This window comes from Methylotetracoccus oryzae (assembly GCF_006175985.1).
GTDB classification, from domain to species: domain Bacteria; phylum Pseudomonadota; class Gammaproteobacteria; order Methylococcales; family Methylococcaceae; genus Methylotetracoccus; species Methylotetracoccus oryzae.
The window spans coordinates 128,291-144,725 of record NZ_SRSH01000015.1 but is presented as its reverse complement, the minus strand read 5'-3'; the positions used below and the strand labels follow the sequence as shown (position 1 = coordinate 144,725).

Genomic DNA, 16,435 nt, shown 5'->3' with positions numbered 1-16,435 from the left:
AATCCGGGCGGAAATCGCCCTCTCAAACGCGGAATTTGCGTCACTAAAGTCCATTTTCGACGCCTGATTCTCCGCGGGATGCGTCCTTGCGCGTCAACTCGGAATTGTTCAGAGGTTCCCTAAGGGAGACACTGGTGGCAGCGGAGGAAGAAAACAACAAGAAAAATGAAGGCAAAGGCTTCGCTGGCCTTTCATCGCTCGTGTCCGACGTGGACACGACACCGCCACCCCCTGCGCCTAAGACTGAATCCGCCGGCTCTACGACATCCACCGGACGCCCAGCCGCGCAGACTGCTCAAGCGCCACCGCAACCGCAGCAGCCACCTCAGCGTCAGACGTATCAAGAGCCTCCGCAACCGTCGTCTGGCTCGTCTGGGGGCAAGTGGATACTGGGCATAGCTGCCGTCGTTGGCCTGCTTTGGCTTATCGGCCCGTCCAACAAGCCCACCAGTTCATCGGCTCCAGCTTACTCACCGCCCGCGCAGAGTGCAGCGCCGAGCTATTCGCCGCCTGCTCAACCGCAAGCCCCTTCCGTGCCACAAGAGTCAAAGCCGCCAGTTGGCCAGGACTTGGTGTTATCAACGGCTCAGATTCGGTATTGCCTGGCGGAAGACATCCGCATGGAGGGCGCGAAGGCCGCTCTCAACAACTACAGCGACTCCGATGTCGATCGGTTCAACGCCATGGTGGCTGACTACAACAGCCGCTGTGGCAGTTTTCGCTATAGAAGCGGTGCACTGGAGAGCGCGCGCCGAGATGTTGAGCCTTACCGGAGCCAACTTCAGGCAGAAGGCCGCAGCCGATTCGCTCGCAGTCCATCCACGCGTTCCCTGTCGGCACCAGCACAAGCACCAGCGCGCCCTGCTCCGGATGCGACTGTACAAGCTATTCAACGGAAACTTAATGCACTTGGGTATGACGCAGGTAGCGCTGACGGTCTCATGGGGACTAAAACACGTTCAGCGATTTTGGCATTTCAACGGGATAGTGGCCTTACGCCCGACGGACTCCCAACGTCGTCATTACTTCAGCGCCTCTCAGATGATCGTGTCGCTGCTGTGCGAGAAAGCCCTCAGGTAGCACCTCCGAACACTTCCACGTTCGTGCCTCCATCGCCTGCGATACCCCCGCCTGAGCGCCCCCCGGCGCGTCCAGATCGTACAGCCGTGACTGATTCCGAACAGTCCGGCATGGAGCGAGCCTGTGATAGTGCACGACTTTATAGTGGACCCAGCGCCTATCAATCTTGCCTTGCTCGCGAGATGGCTAGTCTCAAATCATCAGGTGGACGTCCCGACCTGTCTCGTGTGACCAGTGCCGAAAGGAACTCTATTGAGCGTGCCTGTGATAGCGCGCGGCAGTACAGCGGCCCCGGCGCTTATTACAATTGTCTCAATAGAGAGATTGCTAGCCTTAACGCGTCGCGCGGACGCCCCGATCTTTCTGGAGCATCTCCCTCAGAACAAGCAGCCATCGAGCGTGCCTGTGACAGTGCACGTCAGTACAGCGGTCCTGGCGCTTACTACAACTGCCTCAATCGAGAACTTTCCAGTCTGAACACATCTCGCGGGCGACCGGACATTTCTCGATTTTCAGCTTTTGAGCAAGCCGCCATTGAGCGTGCTTGTGACAGTGCGCGCCAATACAGTGGGCCCGGCGCGTACTACAACTGTTTGAATCGGGAAATATCCAGTCTTCGCTCGTCAGGCGGTACTCCTGATTTGTCAGGCCTTACGTCTACAACATCAGCGGCAATAGAGCGAGCGTGTGAAAGTGCGCGCCAGTACAGCGGCCCCGGAACTTACTACAACTGCTTGCGAAGAGAGCTCGGTAAGGTGGGTTATCGGTGAGTCGATCGTCAGGGACTTTCAAGAATGACAACAGCAATTTGTTTTAAATGCGGCTCAGAAAAGCCCGGGGCCTTGCTAGCCTGCACCGAATGCGGAACAACTCCCAGATCAAACGGTGAGCTGTCCTTGTCGCTCGTCCTCACAGATCACCTCTCATCGAAAACGCAGCTGGCACATTACAGCCACGAGCTTCGCAATCACTTAAAGCTCTCCGTGCCAACTGATGCATTGGCTCAGGCGCAAGAAGCCTTAAAGGACCCGCAGCTCATGGCGATGCTCGGTGCCCAACCGACATCAGGCGCTTCTGCGACGCCCATGCCAACAGCTGCGTCTTCGCGCCCGACAGCCCCGCCCACCGGGCAACCGGCGAGAAGCGCTTCTGTTCCGCGCGTCAGTGCTCGACGCACACTGAAGACGACCGCGCTCCATCAGACGCCCTTCGCGATTCTCGGAGTGACCACTCGCGACGACCGCAGGCAAATCGTTGAATTGGCCGAAGAGAAGTCTTTGGAGCTGGACCACGATATCTGCCAGAAGGCACGGTCTGATCTAACGAATCCACGCACCAGGTTGAGCGCGGAGATTGCATGGCTCCCCGGCGTTTCTCCACGAAAGGCATCCCAGCTCGTTGAAGGTCTGCTCCATGATGCTATGGCGGTCAGGGAAGAATCTGGCCTGCCCACGCTTGCACACTTAAATTTGCTGGCCGCCGCCTTCGAGGCGGTGGATAGCGAGCACGATGCGGAAGACCTGGCCAGTTTCATTCAGGAGGTTGCTTACCTCGCGGATGAGATCGATCCCGAAGATGTCCTACGCGACATCAATGAAGACCGCGCTGTCTCCGGCTTCCCGGAGGTCCGGGCACTCGACCAAATTGAAGCCGAACTGGCGGAACGTAAACGGTACTACCGCAGCGCCATCAAGGACGCCCTCGATAGGTTGCCACCGACGACGCTTGTCCAGGTGATGACGGACACGGTGGAAGGAGTTACGTTGGGCGGTGAGGATCACGCGCCCGAACTGATCGATGACCTCGTCGACAGCTACGAAGTGGAAACCCAGGGCTTCCTGCAGAAGGAAGCTGAGAACGTCCACAAGCTGATCAAAGCCGCCCGTGACTCGGCGAACTCGGGTGAAGCTGCCGTCAAACCGTATGTGGACAAACTTGATGCCGTGGCGCGCAATTGGGACAAGGTGGCGCAGCCTATCCAGCTGAGTGCCAAAGCACGCGGCATCGATCATGAAGCGAGCCGTGACCTGGCCTACGAAATACGTAGCCTCGCCATCGACCTGTTCAACACGCATGACATGTTGACGCAGTCTCAACGGCTGACTGGCCTGCTTCAAGAGTTGTTTGCCGAGCTACCTGAAGTGTCTGAGCGCGTTGAGCAGGATGCGGATGCGCTTGCCGATATCTTCCATGAGCGGAAGCAGGCGGTAGCACGAAGAGACGAATGGGCGCGTGAGATCACCTACCGCGCTGAAATTGGTGTGATGTTCAAGGATACCCTGAGCATTTCACCCGATGGAATCTCATGGAAGGGACAGAGTTTTCCTCTGGACTCGATCACTCGAGTCCGCTGGGGTGGTGTTCGGCACTCCGTCAACGGCGTGCCGACGGGGACGACCTACACCATTGCCTTCGGAGACAAACGCTCCGAGGCAGTTGTTGAGCTTAAGAAAGAGGACATCTACAGCAAGTTCATCGACAAGCTCTGGCGAGCCGTCTGCGTCCGCCTGCTGGGTGAGATGCTGGAAGCGCTGAAGGATGGGCGGGACTTGTATTTCGGCGACGCACTCCTTCACGACGATGGCATCACCTTGGTGAAGCACAAATTCCTGGGTGCCAATGAAAGGGTGCGATGCACGTGGGGGCAGGTGCAGATATGGAATGCTGATGGATCGTTCTGCATCGGGTCTAAGGACGACAAGAAAACCAATGTCGGCATTTCCTACATTCACGTCGCAAACACGCACATCCTGGAGCAGCTCATTCGCATGGCTTTCAAGAAGCCCGGGCTGCGCCGACTGAGCGAATTGCTGCAATGACGTAATCCATTCGACTTTGGGGGCAGCTTATATGGGATTTTTATCAAACCTCTTCGGGGGCAACAAAGAAGACAAGGCGTTACGTGAGGCGCTTGCACACATCCATCGCATCCTCGATGACGAAAAGTTCCAGTTGGAGCTCGTTCATCCAATGATGAAGGCGATGCTGGAATCCGCGCCTGCCTACGACAAGGACCCGAACGGCTCTGGGCCATTTGGCTTTACTGAGACGAACCCGATCCCGGTTAACGGGCCGATCGGTCAACTGGCATATTTGTCCAGACTCGAAACGCAGTCGGGGCAGCGCATCCTTTTTCATCGCCTCGGGGCCATCGATAAAGTTGACGTGTTTGAGGCCGTGACATTCGACGGAAGCGGATGGTTCATCTTTTTCGTTGACCTCTACCATCCACGGCGCTCGCGCCTCACGCCAGACGGCTTCCGATTCACGAGGGATGTCGCGCAGTTCTCCGGCTTCCACAAGTTCTGCGAGAACTTCCCATACGATTTCGTCGAGAAGAAGGCCTCAGAGCGGGAGTCTGGCTTGAGCATGGCGTACATCGCCATCAGCAAGGTGTCCGACCAAATCCAGAATCGTGTTTTCAACAGGCCACTGGCCCACAAGGCCAAGCTAGACCTCGTGAAAAGCCGCTTGTCGAGCTTCCAGACCCAATAGGCGATGGTCATGAAGAAGACCCTACTGGCCACGCTTGCCGCATTGATGACCCTTCAGGCCGGGCCAGTTCTGGCTGAAAACTATGAGGTGAGCCTGACCCGCAAGGGCAGCAACGTTTACAAGATCGACGGCAAAGACATCATCATCCAGACGCGCTACTGCTACGTCTATGCCTACTCTGAAGAGGCCATTTTCAAGGCGTCCGGCTACGGCGGAGAGCTAATCTTCTTCGACAGCAAGGACAAGTGCGATGTGAAGGCGGTTTTTGGTCTGTCGAAGCAGAAGCCTGGTAAGTACGTGGTGACGGTCAGTCGTGAAGATGATGATTGGTACGAGGTCCTCGGAACAGATTCGTACATCAAGACATCGACCTGTCTCTCCCTTGCGCTTGGCGAAGAAGCCCACCTGACAATGTCGGCTTCTGGTTTCGGACAACTTCGCTTCGAAGATGGAGACGACTGTATGGTCGAAGGCGTCTATACGAAGCTGCGGCTTTGAAGAAGAGATGAAGAGCCGTGGCTGCTGACGACAAACAAAATGGAAACGTCAAAGGCTTCTCAGGCCTTTCGACACTTGTTTCGGATGTCGACGAAGGCGGCCCAGCCGGCAAGTCCACGCCACAAGTAACTCCGCCGCTCAACCCCACTCCGGTTCCCGAATCGCCACCCAGACAGGCCGAGGAAGCTCCGTCTGCCTCATTTGTTCCACCGCCGTCCAAATCAAAGAGCGAGCCCAGGGGTCAGTTCCTGACTTTGGTCGTTCGAGCCCAGCGAGCCCTAGCCCGGCTTCGCCGATTTGCCAGAAATTCTCACGATTTTGGAGCGGAAGGCGGATGTGAGAGCTAGGGGTCAGTTCTTGACTTTGGACTACTGCACCGCTAGCTTCTTTGCCATGGCAAGACCGCTGCGGCTGGAATTCCCCGGGGCTGTGTACCACGTGACGGCGCGAGGCGACCGGCGCGAGGACATCTTTCTGGATGACCCTGATCGGCAGCGATTTCTTGAGTTGCTGGGCCGGGAGGTTGAGCAACAGCAATGGGTGCTCTACGCATATTGCCTGATGGGCAACCACTATCACCTGCTGTTGGAAACGCCCGAGGCAAACCTTTCGCACGGCATGCGCCGCTTGAACGGGGTCTACACCCAGGCCTTCAATCGACGCCGCGGTTGGTCCGGCCATGTCCTGCAGGGACGGTACAAGGCAATCCTCGTGGACCGCGACGCCTACTTGTTGGAACTCTGTCGTTATGTTGTGCTCAACCCGGTGCGTGCCGGAATCGTGAGCGAAGCGTCCCGATGGCCCTGGAGCAGTTACCGGGCCACCGCCGGGTTGGCATCCCGTCCGAACTGGGTGGCGGCCGATGCCGTGCTCGCGCTCTTTGGGGCGGAGCGCGCGGTGGCTCGGGATCGATACCGAGCCTTCGTCGCCGGCGGAACGAGTCAGCCCGCGCCGTGGGCGAACCTGACGGGGCAAATCTTTCTCGGCACGGACGACTTCTTGACGCGCATGCAAACGAGGGTGGCATCGCATGCCACCGCCAACGTTCCACGGGCTCAGCGCCAGTTGCTGCGCCCTTCCGCTGACCAAATTCTGGAGGCGATCGGCAAGGAACACGGACTCCCCAAGTCGCAGGTCCTGGACCGGTCGAGAGGAATGGCCTTCAAACAGGCGGTGCATCTGCTCCGCCGCCGCTGCAATCTACCCTTACGGGAGGTAGCAGCGATGGCGGGAGTCTCCGTGTCGCGCGTTTCGCAGATCCAGCGGGAAGTTGACAAAGTGAACAGGGAAGAGAACTCGCTGGAAGCTTCTGTGGCTGTAGAGTAAAGAACTGACCCCCTCATTCTCTCTACGTAGAAACACGTATTGACCAGTCCCGACGAGCATTGTTAGATAAAAGGTCTATGGCTTCGGCGGTAATCCGCTGTTCAGTCGACTCCCACAGTCGAACATATTCAAATCAACCTTACCGCTTGTGCCAGAGACATGGCATCAACGCGTGCGACGCCGTAGCTCGCTCAACAATCGCCTATTCATGTGGAGAGTCATGTGAAGCTCAAGAGCACCTTACCGCAACGTCGGCCACTCGCACTGGCTATCGCGCTTACAATGACCGGTGCCGTATCGGCCAGCACCATAAATGTAGGGGTGGGAGGATGTGGACTTGCTGATGCGATTCGAGCGGCTAATGCAGATGCGCCAGTCGCTGGCTGCCCCGCCGGCACCGGGGCTGACACATTGAGGCTCCTCAAGCCAACCTTCACGAAGACAGGATACGATGACCTCACTTACGGTCCAACTGGCTACCCACTAATCACGAGCAAGATCACGATCCAAGGCGATCCGGATGGTGATGGAATTGGGGTGACAGTTGAACGGAGTTCTGCCGCAACCACTCCATCGTTTCGCGTTTTTGCGGTCGGACCGCAAGGGGATCTAACGCTAAGTCGAGTCACCATACGAAATGGTGCTGGCTCGAGCTTCGAGTATTATGGTGGGTCCGGGATTTTCAGCTCAGATGGCGTCCTTACTCTAGAAAATAGCGTCGTAACTGGCAACACAGGTGCGTGCGCCATTTCTGGCCATCGCGCAGAAGCAACCCTGGTTGAATCAACCGTCGTTGATAATAACGCCTGCGGGGTGGATTCATGGTTTGGAGGGCATCTCGAACTGACTCGCAGTGTTGTTTCGAACAACAAAAACGATGGGATAAAGTGCGGCTACGATACCAATGTCCATTTGTCCGCTATCGTAGTTAGCGGCAATGCAGAAGCCGGAATTTCTGGAGGATGGTATTGTAACGTTGAAATAGAAGATAGCAGACTCACGGGTAATGGCAGGAGTGGAGTAGCAACAGGAGGGGGTAGGCCTGCGCAGCACGTGCTCATCAGTGGCAGCGAAATATCAAATAACGGCGGGTACGGCATCGAGATCGTCGCGTCTCACGCCACGCTCATAAACTCAACAGTTTCAGGTAATCAACTGTACGGGATCTCTACTGGGCCTGGCATTCTCAGCGGTGCTACTTTAAGGAATTCCACGGTAGTGGGTAACCGAGGCGGGGGCGTCCACTCACGGTTACGGCACCAGCTAAGGCTGTATGGAACAATCGTTTCAGGAAATTTTGTCAAGGATTGTAGTAGCGTCGGAACACGGAAGACTTCGTATCCCGATAGCTTGATTTCGGACGGCAGTTGCGACGCTGCCGCGAGTGGCGCCGCGACGGGAGATGCTAGACTCGCACCTCTACTTGACAACGGTGGCATAACACTCACACACGGGTTACGCTTCGGTCTAAGCCCAGCGATCAATGCGGCTAGCTTGGCCAACTGCCAGCCAACGGACCAGCGCGGCGCCTTACGTCCACAGGATGGCGCATGCGATATCGGCGCGTTTGAAGTCATTACCGCCGTACCACCATCCGTTGCCGGGGCGGATGCCTACCTCACCGCGTCCGTTCAGGCGAAAGCCCTCCGCGGCACCGGTACCGGTACGATGCCCGGTTATCGGGTTACCGCTGTTCGTCAGCAGTTGCGAGTCGCCGGCGATCTGGTTAATCAGGGGAAGACCGCCGATGCCTGCGCGCAGCTTGCCAGCACCTTGACGCGTATCGACACGGATGGGGCGTCCCCCGACGATGACGACTATCTGACGGGTACCAACGCTCCTGGGCTTGTCAGGCAGGTAAGAACAACTGGACGTAACCTGGGCTGTACCTGATCGCGAAACAGGGGCTGGCGATGGCGCGGGCAGCTTGCGGGCGGTCCGCCGGGGTCACCCTTTAGCCGGCTAAAGGGTGACCCCTCCTTCCCCCTTGGTTGCTGGCACCCGACTCGTGGGGCACTGGCGCGATGAATAGGGCCCGATACGTATTAGGTTCGAACCCGCAAACCACGAGTAGAGTACTGGCGGAAACTGCCGCGCGTCGTGCAGCAAGGAGCTGGTCAAGCAAAGACTGAGCGTGATCGTGCAGCTCAGAACTCCGGATAGCATGCGGTGTCGCGCGTTTCGCAGATCCAGCGGGAGGTTGACAAAGTGAACAGGGAAGAGAACTCGCTGGAAGCTTCTGTGGCTGTAGAGTAAAGAACTGACCCCCTCACTCTCCTGTCGAAGGGCAGAACCACGTGATCTGTGAAAACCCATTGGACACGGCATGGAACCAAGGTTTTTCTGGGGCGCTTGGCGCCAGGGGCAGACGGTGAGGCTAGTCACCGCCGCGCCTTGATCCAGATGGGTGACCGGTGCGGATGATTCATCCGACGCCTACGCACTGAAATATCGGGCGCGAAGCGGATGTCAGTCAGGGCTGTGTGGGTTGTAACGCTGAAAATGCTGATTTTATCGGCAGGGTATAGCTTCGGCTGTTGTTTCCGGCTGGCTAATGGGTGACCCCATTTTTCCCCTGACCCCATTTTTCCCAGGTGCGCGTAGCGCATCGTGATCCGAATGTCGGAGTGGCGCAGCACCTCCGCGACTTCCCTGATCGGCACCCCGGCCTGCACCCGTTCGCAGTAGCGGACATCAAGGTACTTTGCTCACCTGTCGTTCACCTTATCTGACCGCATCCACGTCGTCCAAGAGGCGCGCCAAGCGATTCTCTCAGATGGTACGATCCGTTCAGGCGTGCCATGACGGGTCAGGATGAGGCAGGATGGCTCTCCGCTCGGACGATGATTCTTCGCTTTCCTTGACCCCGCTTTCGTCCTGAATCGAGTTGCGGCAAAGCCGAGTCTGTGATTGCACGCCACCGTAAGCCTCTGATTGATATCATTCGCCCATGCTGCGAGCCACCTAAGGGGTAGACAGCCGAGAGGCCGCGCCACATGATCTGTGACCATCACTTGGACACGGGATGGCGCCAGGCGCAGACGGTGAAATCCCTAACCGTCGGGCCATGATCCAGATGGCAGACCGGTACGCATGATTTATCCGATCCCGAAGCGCTGAAATAACGGGTGCGGAACCGATGTCGGTCAAGCTTGCGGACTTGAAGATGTGAAGAGGCTGTTTTCTTCGGCAGGGTATTGCATTGGCGGTTTGCACCGACTGGCTAATGAGTGGCCTCGTTTTCGTTGTGCTCATCGCCGCGACGACCCTGAACTGAGCACCAAACCCGCCTTTGTCCCTTCTGCCTTCGTCGGCGTTTCCGGTTTGTGGGGCTTGGTCTTATTCCGACGGACGCAACGCAGCAGGTGCCTGAACTACGATACCCACCAGAAGGAGAACGGAACAGGTAATGACCTGCGATGAATGCGATAGGCACCTGCTGGCGTGAAGCTCGCTGGAGCTGCCGCAAGGAATAGATTGCCAACTCTGGAGACGGTTATGGAAAATTTTCGTTCTGAACTATTTTTTATTGCTCTCGTGGCTGCGCTAGCACCATTGATGGCTGAACTGCCGTCTCGATTTCGCGTACCAGTAGTGGTCGTCGAACTCGTGTTGGGCATTATTATTGGCCCTCATATTCTCAATCTGGCATCCCCTGATGGGCTGGTTGGGATGTTGGGGGAACTGGGCCTGACATTCCTGCTGTTCATGGTGGGATTGGAAATCGATCTCGGAGAAATCCAGGGTAGACCCATGGCACGCGCCATAGCCGGCTGGGTCCTTTCGTTCGCGGTGGCGCTAGTGAGCATGTTTATTGTTCATTCGATTGGCCTGATCCAAGCACCCCCGATTCTTGCGGCTGTTGCCTTGTCGACCACAGCGCTTGGGATACTGGCGCCTATTCTGCGGGACGAGGGCGTAATGGATTCCGACTTTGGCAAGTTGATTCTTCCAGCCGCCGCCATGGGTGAGTTCGGGCCCTTGGTCGTCATCTCAATGGTGCTGATTCCCACCCACGGCACCATCATCCACACCCTTTTTATCGTGGCGTTCGTCGCCGTTGCATTCCTCGCGGCTTACATGGCCATCCGGGTTCGGACTTCCAAGTTGATCGACACGCTGGCGCATACCATGCAGAGCAGCGGCCAGTTGCCGGTGCGAATCTGCATCGTTCTCCAGGCCTTGCTGGTCGTACTCGCCGCCCAGTTCGGTCTCAATGTCGTCTTCGGTGCCTTTGCCGCGGGGATGGTGGTGGGACTGGCCAGCAGAGGCGAGAGGGGCGCGCTGCTTCGCCAGAAGCTGGACGCGATTGGTTTCGGATTTCTGATTCCGACCTTCTTTATAGTCGCCGGGATGCGATTCGATGTCAGTGCCTTGTGGGCAAGCCCACTGGTCCCGGTGCAGTTGCTCTCGCTATTGGGCCTACTGGTCCTGGTCCGGGGCGCGCCGGTGCTGCTCTACAAGGGAGAACTCGCGGACGCCGACAGGCTACCCTTCGCGCTCTACTCCGCCACCGGCCTGCCACTCATCGTAATCATCACTGAGATCGGCGTGTCGTCGGGCCTCATGGCACCAGACCGGGCGGCAGTCTTGGTCTGCGCCGGCATGATTTCCGTCTTGTTGTTTCCCATCCTTGCCGGAAGGGCGAGACGGCAGGTTCGCTTAATCGGCGGATAGGCGATCACGCCATGTTCGGTCAAGTCTGCGCGGGGTCTGTCCATAGGGCGCGGACCGGGAGCGGGTGAGTAATCGCCTACCGTCGATCCGCTTTAGCGTGGCTTTTGGGCTCCTGTGCGTCTGTGGTCATGAGCCCAGCGTTGGTTCGTGATCCCAGGGTCACCCTTTCCTCGGCCTTTCCTCGCGTAAACCCCATCCTCGCGTTTTCGTCCTATTGACCCCGGTATTCGGGAGGCAGTGGCCGAAGGCTCGACTCCCCTTACCCGGACCAGTGAAGGCAGCCGCTTATTCGATCCATGCCCCTTTCACCCAACCACGGCATGCGAACGCGATCCGAAGCCTTGGAACGGCTCGCACGGCCTCTCAAAACCGCACCATCTTCTGGACGTAGAAGTAGTTCACGTTGTCACGGTTGGTCGGCGCATCCGGGGCAATCCGGGCGAACGTGCCCTTAATCAGTGTGTTCCAGCCGGCTTCCAGGCAGACGTTGTCTCGTGCGTCCCAGCGCATCGAGAGTTCCAAGGTGGGCAGTCGCGCATAATTGTGTCCTGTGTCGCCACAAGGGCATCCAGCGGTTCTTTGTGTCCGGGTCGACAGCCGGGATTCAGGCCGATCACGCGGCCCGTCTCTCCCGGCAGTTGCTGGCCTTGGATGCCGCAAGATCGCCGGACGACATGCGCATCCCGGGGTGGAGACTGCACCGGCTTCAAGGCGACTTGGCCGGGCATTGCGCCGTCAGCGTATCGGGGAACTGGCGGCTGACATTTGCGTTCGAGGGCGAGGATGCGATCCTCGTCGACTATCAGGACTATCACTGAGGCACCACATGGCTATGCACAACCCACCGCATCCGGGCAGTATCCTGAAGGAGGATGTTCTGCCCGACCTGAACCTGACAGTCACCGACGCCGCGGACGGGCTTGGGGTCTCGCGTGTCGCCCTGTCGCGCGTGATGAACGGACGGGCCGGGATTAGTCCCGACATGGCGCTCCGCCTTGAAGCGTGGCTGGGAGGTCCTTCCGCTGAGGCATGGCTGCGGATGCAGTTGGCCTATGACCTTTGGCAGGCCCGGCAGACACCGCCGTCGGTGCGGAGGGTGGCCGCACAACGGATAACCGGATAAGAAATTCAACGGTCGCTGCCACCCAGTGTGGCTGAGGACGCGGCTTCCGTAGCGCCTGCCCACGCGCGAGAACGATCAGGAATCGGGCCCGGACCGGAAAGGCGAACCACAGAGCGCTGTCGCCCCGCACTGAGCACCGGGGCCGGAGGCTCGGAATGGCCGCACCGCCTCTCAAAACCGCACCATCGTCTGGACGTAGAAGTAATTGACGTTGTCACGGTTGGTCGGCGCGTCGGGGGCATTCCGCGCGAACGTGCCCTTGATCAGGGTGTTCCAGCCGGCTTCCAGGCTGACGTTGTCCCGTGCGTCCCAGCGCATCGAGAATTCCACGGTATGGCCCATGAAGTCGCCCGACTTGCCCGTGGGATCGATCAATCCGGCGGGTTGCCATAAGGCTCGCGCGTTCGCCATCCACCAGGCTCGATAGGCCACGAAGCCGGTCAGGTCGCGGTGGGGTATGAACAGCAGGCGGGTGCCCGGCGCGTTGATGTTGTTGCGGGAAAACGGCCCGAAGATGCCGGTAGGTCCGAAGTCGAAGCGTCTGGCCCCGTAGAGGGTATCGAACGAGCGGTTCGTTCCGTCGCTTTGACCTCCGGTAGCGTAGTCGTACTGCACCAGCAGCCGCGGCTCCCAGGGCAGATCGAAGGTATAGCCCAGATGGAGATGTTCGAGAAAGGCTTCATGGTCCAGTTCGCGGGCTATCGCCGACGCGCGGGAGTTCCCGGTTTGTGCCACGCTCTCGATTTCGAAGTCCCATAGGCCCTTCCGGGCCGGCCAGAATACCCGGAATCCCGGCGTGAACAGACGGCGGCTGCCGGCCAGACGGGGGTTGCCATCAGGAAAGTCGCTGCTGGGATCCTCGTTCAGGTAGTAGCAGTACAACTCGCCTCGAAGATCCCACGGAAGTGCCGCCGTTTCCGCAAACACGCCGGCAAACAACTTGTTCCCCTGCTCCTGATCCCATGCCCAGTCGTTGTTCAGCAGTTCGGATTTTTCATCGGGCAGGCGGAGTACGGGGTGGGTTGCGAAGGCCAGCACCTGCCAGTCGCCGTCGCCGTCCCGCATCCGGGCCATCAGCCCGGTAAAGGCATTGACGGTGTTGCGAAAGGCGTTCCGGGCAACCAGCCGCCGGCTGCCGAGATCCAGGGTTTGCCGGCCGCCCTTGATTTCGAAACCGAGCCCGGTGTCGAGCAGGTCCGGCGTCGACCACGCCGCGTAGATCTGGGTGAAGTCGGCGACGTTCACCATCGAATTGTTCAAGGTGTAATCCGCCTGGGCGCCGAACTGCCGCGCGTCCCAGAACTCGAAGCCGGCGCGGAAGCCGGCGTGGTGGGCTTCCAGCCACAGGACGGTCTGCAGCGGAATCTGGTGTTCGCCACCGGTCTGACCGCGCCGCCAGGGGACGTCGAAGGTTTCGTACCGCGTTCGATGTTCCAGCGTACCGTTGAGCCAATCGGGCATCCCGAGCACCCGCCTGGCGTTCAGGCGTTCGCCCCAGGCCCACCGGTTGCGGCCCGTAAGCCAGTCCTTGCGCTGGCTGCCACCGGCCGTCAGGCTCCAGCGGTTCGGCTGTTTGTACTCCGGTGCCGTGGCCCCCGGCTGGTCCTGCGCCGGGGTTGCGCCGACGCCCGGGTCGAGCTCATCGGCATCCAATAAATCGATTGGCTTCGATCGCGGCTCGGTGGGCCGTTGGACCGGTGCCTTGGCGGTAGCGGGTCGTTGGGCCGCGGTGGGCGGTGAGCGCTTGGCCTCGCTCCGCTCTGCCGCCAGCGATGGCGGGGCAAGAACGATAAAGCCGAGCAGTGTGACGATGCAACGCTTCAGGCGGCGAACCCCGTCTGTTGCCGAATCAATGGTGTATCGGTTCCGCCCGGCTGATCGCGGTGCGGCCAAGCCTTATCAGCAGCGCCCCTGGTCGAACGGGAACCCGCGGTCAGGGCGACGCTGCCCACGCGCTTTTCGATGATCGCGGCGGGCAAGGCGACTGTCACGGACATGACGCCCGGTCCGGCGCGGTCGACAAGGTCCTTGCCGAGCGACGCCGACGGGCGGCGCGTCAGTCCCCGGCGCTGGTCGGCGGAAGCAGTTCCGGTACCTCGAGTTCCTTCGATTCCGGCACGCCCGGATCTTTCGGCGGGGCCGTTCCCGGCAGGATTTCGAAGTCCGGCGTGAACTTGACCAGGATACTGCGGAGCTGGTCGAACGGTTTCCGATCGCCGTCGAAGCTTGCCTTGCCGTCCTTGAGCAGGTTGTCGAAGGTCTTCTGCCCCATCATGACCCAGTCGAGATCGCTGCGGTTCACGGTGATGGTCAGGTCGGGACTCCTGGCCTTGACGCCCTTGATGTTTGTTAGCGTGGCATTGCTCATCTCGACCAGGAACGCTTCGCCAGTGTCGGGCGTGATCAGGTTGATCGTGAAACGCAGGCCGCCCGCCTTCTTCGGGTCCACGCTGATGCCGAGGAAATCCAGCCAGTTCTCCGTGGACATCGCCCGTATCACGTCCGGCCCGGTCGACTTCGGCGGGACGCCTTTCGGCAGACCCGAACGCAGTTCATAGGCCCCGGCCAGGAAGCTGTTGCGAAGGCTCGGGCTCTCCTTCTGATAGCCGATCTGCTCGAACACGTCCGCCAGGAGGTTCTTGGCCGCCTGATTCTTCGGCTGGGCCAGCACGAGTTTGTTCAGGATCTCGGCGGCTTCCAGGTACTTCCCCTGATCGTGCAGCTGTTTGCCCTTGGCCATGATCTTGCCGGCCCCGCCCATCATCTCGACATACAGTGGTGCGGAGTCCTTCGGCGACAACGGCACCAGCGTGGCCGGGTTACCATCCCAATAGCCCAGGAAGCGGTTGATGACACCGCGGCTGTTGTGCTGCTCGGACCCGTGGTAGCTGTGTGCCGCCCACTGCTTGTAGAGACTGTCCGGCAGCTTGTAGACGTTGTGGATTTCGTTGATCGTGACGCCCCGGTTGGCGTAATGCAGCGTCTGGTTGTTCAGGTTGGCGTAGGCATCGCGCTGCGCCCGCATGACTTCCTGGATGCGGTCATTGCCCCAGCGCGGCCAGCTGTGCGAGGCGAACATCACCTCGGCCTCCTGGCCAAACTTGAACAAGGCCTCGTTGATGTGTTTCGACCAGTTCAGGGCGTTGCGCACCGGCGCACCACGCAGCGTGTAGATGTTGTGGATCGTGCCGGTGATGTTCTCGGCCGCCCAGAACGCCTTGAACTGCGGGAAATAGGTGTTCATTTCCGCCGGCGCCTCGGTGTCCGGCGTGTTCTGGAACACCATCGTCACGCCGTCGACCGTCAGTTCCTCGAAATCCTTGGTGATCAGCCGATTCGGCGCGATCAGCCCGGTGTTGCCGTTGGCGACGTTCTTGCCGATCGACTGGTCGACGTGGCCGAACGGGCTGCGCGCCAGCAGCACCGCGTATTGCATCTGCGTCCGGCGCGACATCGCATTGCCGGCCAATACGTTCTCCGCGATCGCCTCGTGCATGAAGTGCTCCGGGGCGATGACCTTGACCTTGCCGCTCGTCACGTCGACCTCTTCGACGACGCCGCGCACACCGCCGAAGTGGTCGACGTGCGAGTGGGAATACACGACCGCGACCACGGGCCGGGCGCCCAGCTTCTCGCTGATGAACTCGAGCGCGGCGCGCGCGGTTTCCCTGGCCGTCAGCGGATCGAAGACGATCCAGCCGGTGTCGCCCTTGATGAAACTGATGTTGGCGAGGTCGTAGCCGCGGACCTGGTAGATCCGGTCCGGCAGCACCTCGTACAGGCCATAGGCCATGTTCAGCACCGCCTGCCGCTGCAGCGACGGGTGGATGCTGTCGAAATCCTTGCCCTGCAGCAGGAACTCGTAGCTGCCCATGTCCCAGGCGACATGACCGGCATCGGCCTTGATCTGCTTGTAGGGCGGTTCGGCGATGAAGCCCTTCTTGGCCTCCTCGAAGTCGCGCTGGTCGTCGAACGGCAGCGTCGCCTTGATGCCCTGGCGCAGTTCGATCGTGAACTTCGAGGGTGCCTTGCCTTGCGGGTGGAAATGCCCGACGGCCGGTGTCGGCGGTTCCTGCGTGGCCTTGGCGGTGCGGCCGGTCGCGGCCAGCGGCATGCCGCATAGCGTCACACTCAAAGCCGTGATGAGGGCAGTTGTCAGTTGCTTCGTCATGGGCTTCCGGCTTTCCTTACTGTTCCGAAGTGGTTACGCTTCGGCGCGAATGGTAACACCGCAAA

The 16,435-nt window shown here is 59.6% G+C and carries 12 protein-coding genes; 9 read left to right on the top strand and 3 right to left on the bottom strand.

What is annotated here, in order from left to right; genetic code table 11:
* Positions 1 to 620: 620 nt before the first annotated feature.
* The 7 genes from BWR02_RS21705 (at position 621) to BWR02_RS15345 (ending at position 11,076) form a co-directional block, all read left to right on the top strand.
* The gene (locus tag BWR02_RS21705; RefSeq protein ID WP_139558806.1) at positions 621 to 1,850 is read left to right on the top strand and encodes a peptidoglycan-binding domain-containing protein; all 1,230 of its coding nucleotides are present in this window, start codon (positions 621 to 623) and stop codon (positions 1,848 to 1,850) included.
* 126 nt (positions 1,851 to 1,976) lie between these two features.
* Positions 1,977 to 3,899, top strand: a complete 1,923-nt coding sequence (locus BWR02_RS15375; RefSeq protein WP_201276291.1) for a hypothetical protein — start codon at positions 1,977 to 1,979, stop codon at positions 3,897 to 3,899.
* Positions 3,900 to 3,930: 31 nt separating this feature from the next.
* Positions 3,931 to 4,575: a hypothetical protein gene (locus BWR02_RS15370; RefSeq protein WP_139558805.1), complete on the top strand. Its 645-nt coding sequence runs from the start codon at positions 3,931 to 3,933 to the stop codon at positions 4,573 to 4,575.
* 9 nt (positions 4,576 to 4,584) lie between these two features.
* On the top strand, positions 4,585 to 5,073 hold the full coding sequence (locus tag BWR02_RS15365; protein WP_139558804.1) for a hypothetical protein: 489 nt from the start codon (positions 4,585 to 4,587) through the stop codon (positions 5,071 to 5,073).
* Positions 5,074 to 5,466: 393 nt separating this feature from the next.
* The gene (locus BWR02_RS15360) at positions 5,467 to 6,399 is read left to right on the top strand and encodes a transposase (protein ID WP_139558803.1); all 933 of its coding nucleotides are present in this window, start codon (positions 5,467 to 5,469) and stop codon (positions 6,397 to 6,399) included.
* Between the two features lie 282 nt (positions 6,400 to 6,681).
* The gene (locus tag BWR02_RS21545; protein WP_328591528.1) at positions 6,682 to 8,292 is read left to right on the top strand and encodes a choice-of-anchor Q domain-containing protein; all 1,611 of its coding nucleotides are present in this window, start codon (positions 6,682 to 6,684) and stop codon (positions 8,290 to 8,292) included.
* A gap of 1,605 nt (positions 8,293 to 9,897) precedes the next feature.
* Positions 9,898 to 11,076, top strand: a complete 1,179-nt coding sequence (locus BWR02_RS15345; RefSeq protein WP_139558800.1) for a cation:proton antiporter — start codon at positions 9,898 to 9,900, stop codon at positions 11,074 to 11,076.
* 363 nt (positions 11,077 to 11,439) lie between these two features.
* Here BWR02_RS15345 and BWR02_RS20940 read toward each other — a convergent pair whose 3' ends face one another.
* Positions 11,440 to 11,598, bottom strand: a complete 159-nt coding sequence (locus BWR02_RS20940) for a hypothetical protein (protein ID WP_162560176.1) — start codon at positions 11,596 to 11,598, stop codon at positions 11,440 to 11,442.
* On the opposite strand from BWR02_RS20940, the gene BWR02_RS15340 reads away from it, so the two are divergent.
* Positions 11,535 to 11,894, top strand: coding sequence for a type II toxin-antitoxin system RelE/ParE family toxin (locus BWR02_RS15340; RefSeq protein ID WP_521615335.1), 360 nt, complete (start codon positions 11,535 to 11,537; stop codon positions 11,892 to 11,894). The genes BWR02_RS20940 and BWR02_RS15340 overlap by 64 nt on opposite strands.
* Entirely contained in the window at positions 11,804 to 12,199 is a 396-nt protein-coding gene (locus BWR02_RS15335) for a HigA family addiction module antitoxin (protein ID WP_407941083.1), read from the top strand. Before BWR02_RS15340 ends, BWR02_RS15335 begins: the two co-directional genes overlap by 91 nt.
* Before the next feature lie 171 nt (positions 12,200 to 12,370).
* Here BWR02_RS15335 and BWR02_RS15330 read toward each other — a convergent pair whose 3' ends face one another.
* Together BWR02_RS15330 and BWR02_RS15325 are read right to left on the bottom strand one after the other, a co-directional pair.
* Positions 12,371 to 13,852, bottom strand: coding sequence for an alginate export family protein (locus BWR02_RS15330; RefSeq protein ID WP_162560181.1), 1,482 nt, complete (start codon positions 13,850 to 13,852; stop codon positions 12,371 to 12,373).
* 403 nt (positions 13,853 to 14,255) lie between these two features.
* Positions 14,256 to 16,370 (bottom strand): alkyl/aryl-sulfatase, encoded by a 2,115-nt coding sequence (locus BWR02_RS15325; RefSeq protein ID WP_201276290.1) that lies wholly within the window; start codon positions 16,368 to 16,370, stop codon positions 14,256 to 14,258.
* Between the last annotated feature and the right edge of the window lie 65 nt (positions 16,371 to 16,435).

What these genes read in the sequence shown, in the direction of transcription:
- BWR02_RS15370 (WP_139558805.1), top strand. Translation starts at nt 3,931, where the DNA reads ATGGGATTTTTATCAAACCTCTTCGGGGGCAACAAAGAAGACAAGGCG.
- BWR02_RS21545 (WP_328591528.1), top strand. Translation starts at nt 6,682, where the DNA reads ATGACCGGTGCCGTATCGGCCAGCACCATAAATGTAGGGGTGGGAGGA.
- BWR02_RS15360 (WP_139558803.1), top strand. Translation starts at nt 5,467, where the DNA reads ATGGCAAGACCGCTGCGGCTGGAATTCCCCGGGGCTGTGTACCACGTG.
- BWR02_RS15345 (WP_139558800.1), top strand. Translation starts at nt 9,898, where the DNA reads ATGGAAAATTTTCGTTCTGAACTATTTTTTATTGCTCTCGTGGCTGCG.
- BWR02_RS15325 (WP_201276290.1), bottom strand. Translation starts at nt 16,370, where the DNA reads ATGACGAAGCAACTGACAACTGCCCTCATCACGGCTTTGAGTGTGACG.
- BWR02_RS15365 (WP_139558804.1), top strand. Translation starts at nt 4,585, where the DNA reads ATGAAGAAGACCCTACTGGCCACGCTTGCCGCATTGATGACCCTTCAG.
- BWR02_RS21705 (WP_139558806.1), top strand. Translation starts at nt 621, where the DNA reads ATGGAGGGCGCGAAGGCCGCTCTCAACAACTACAGCGACTCCGATGTC.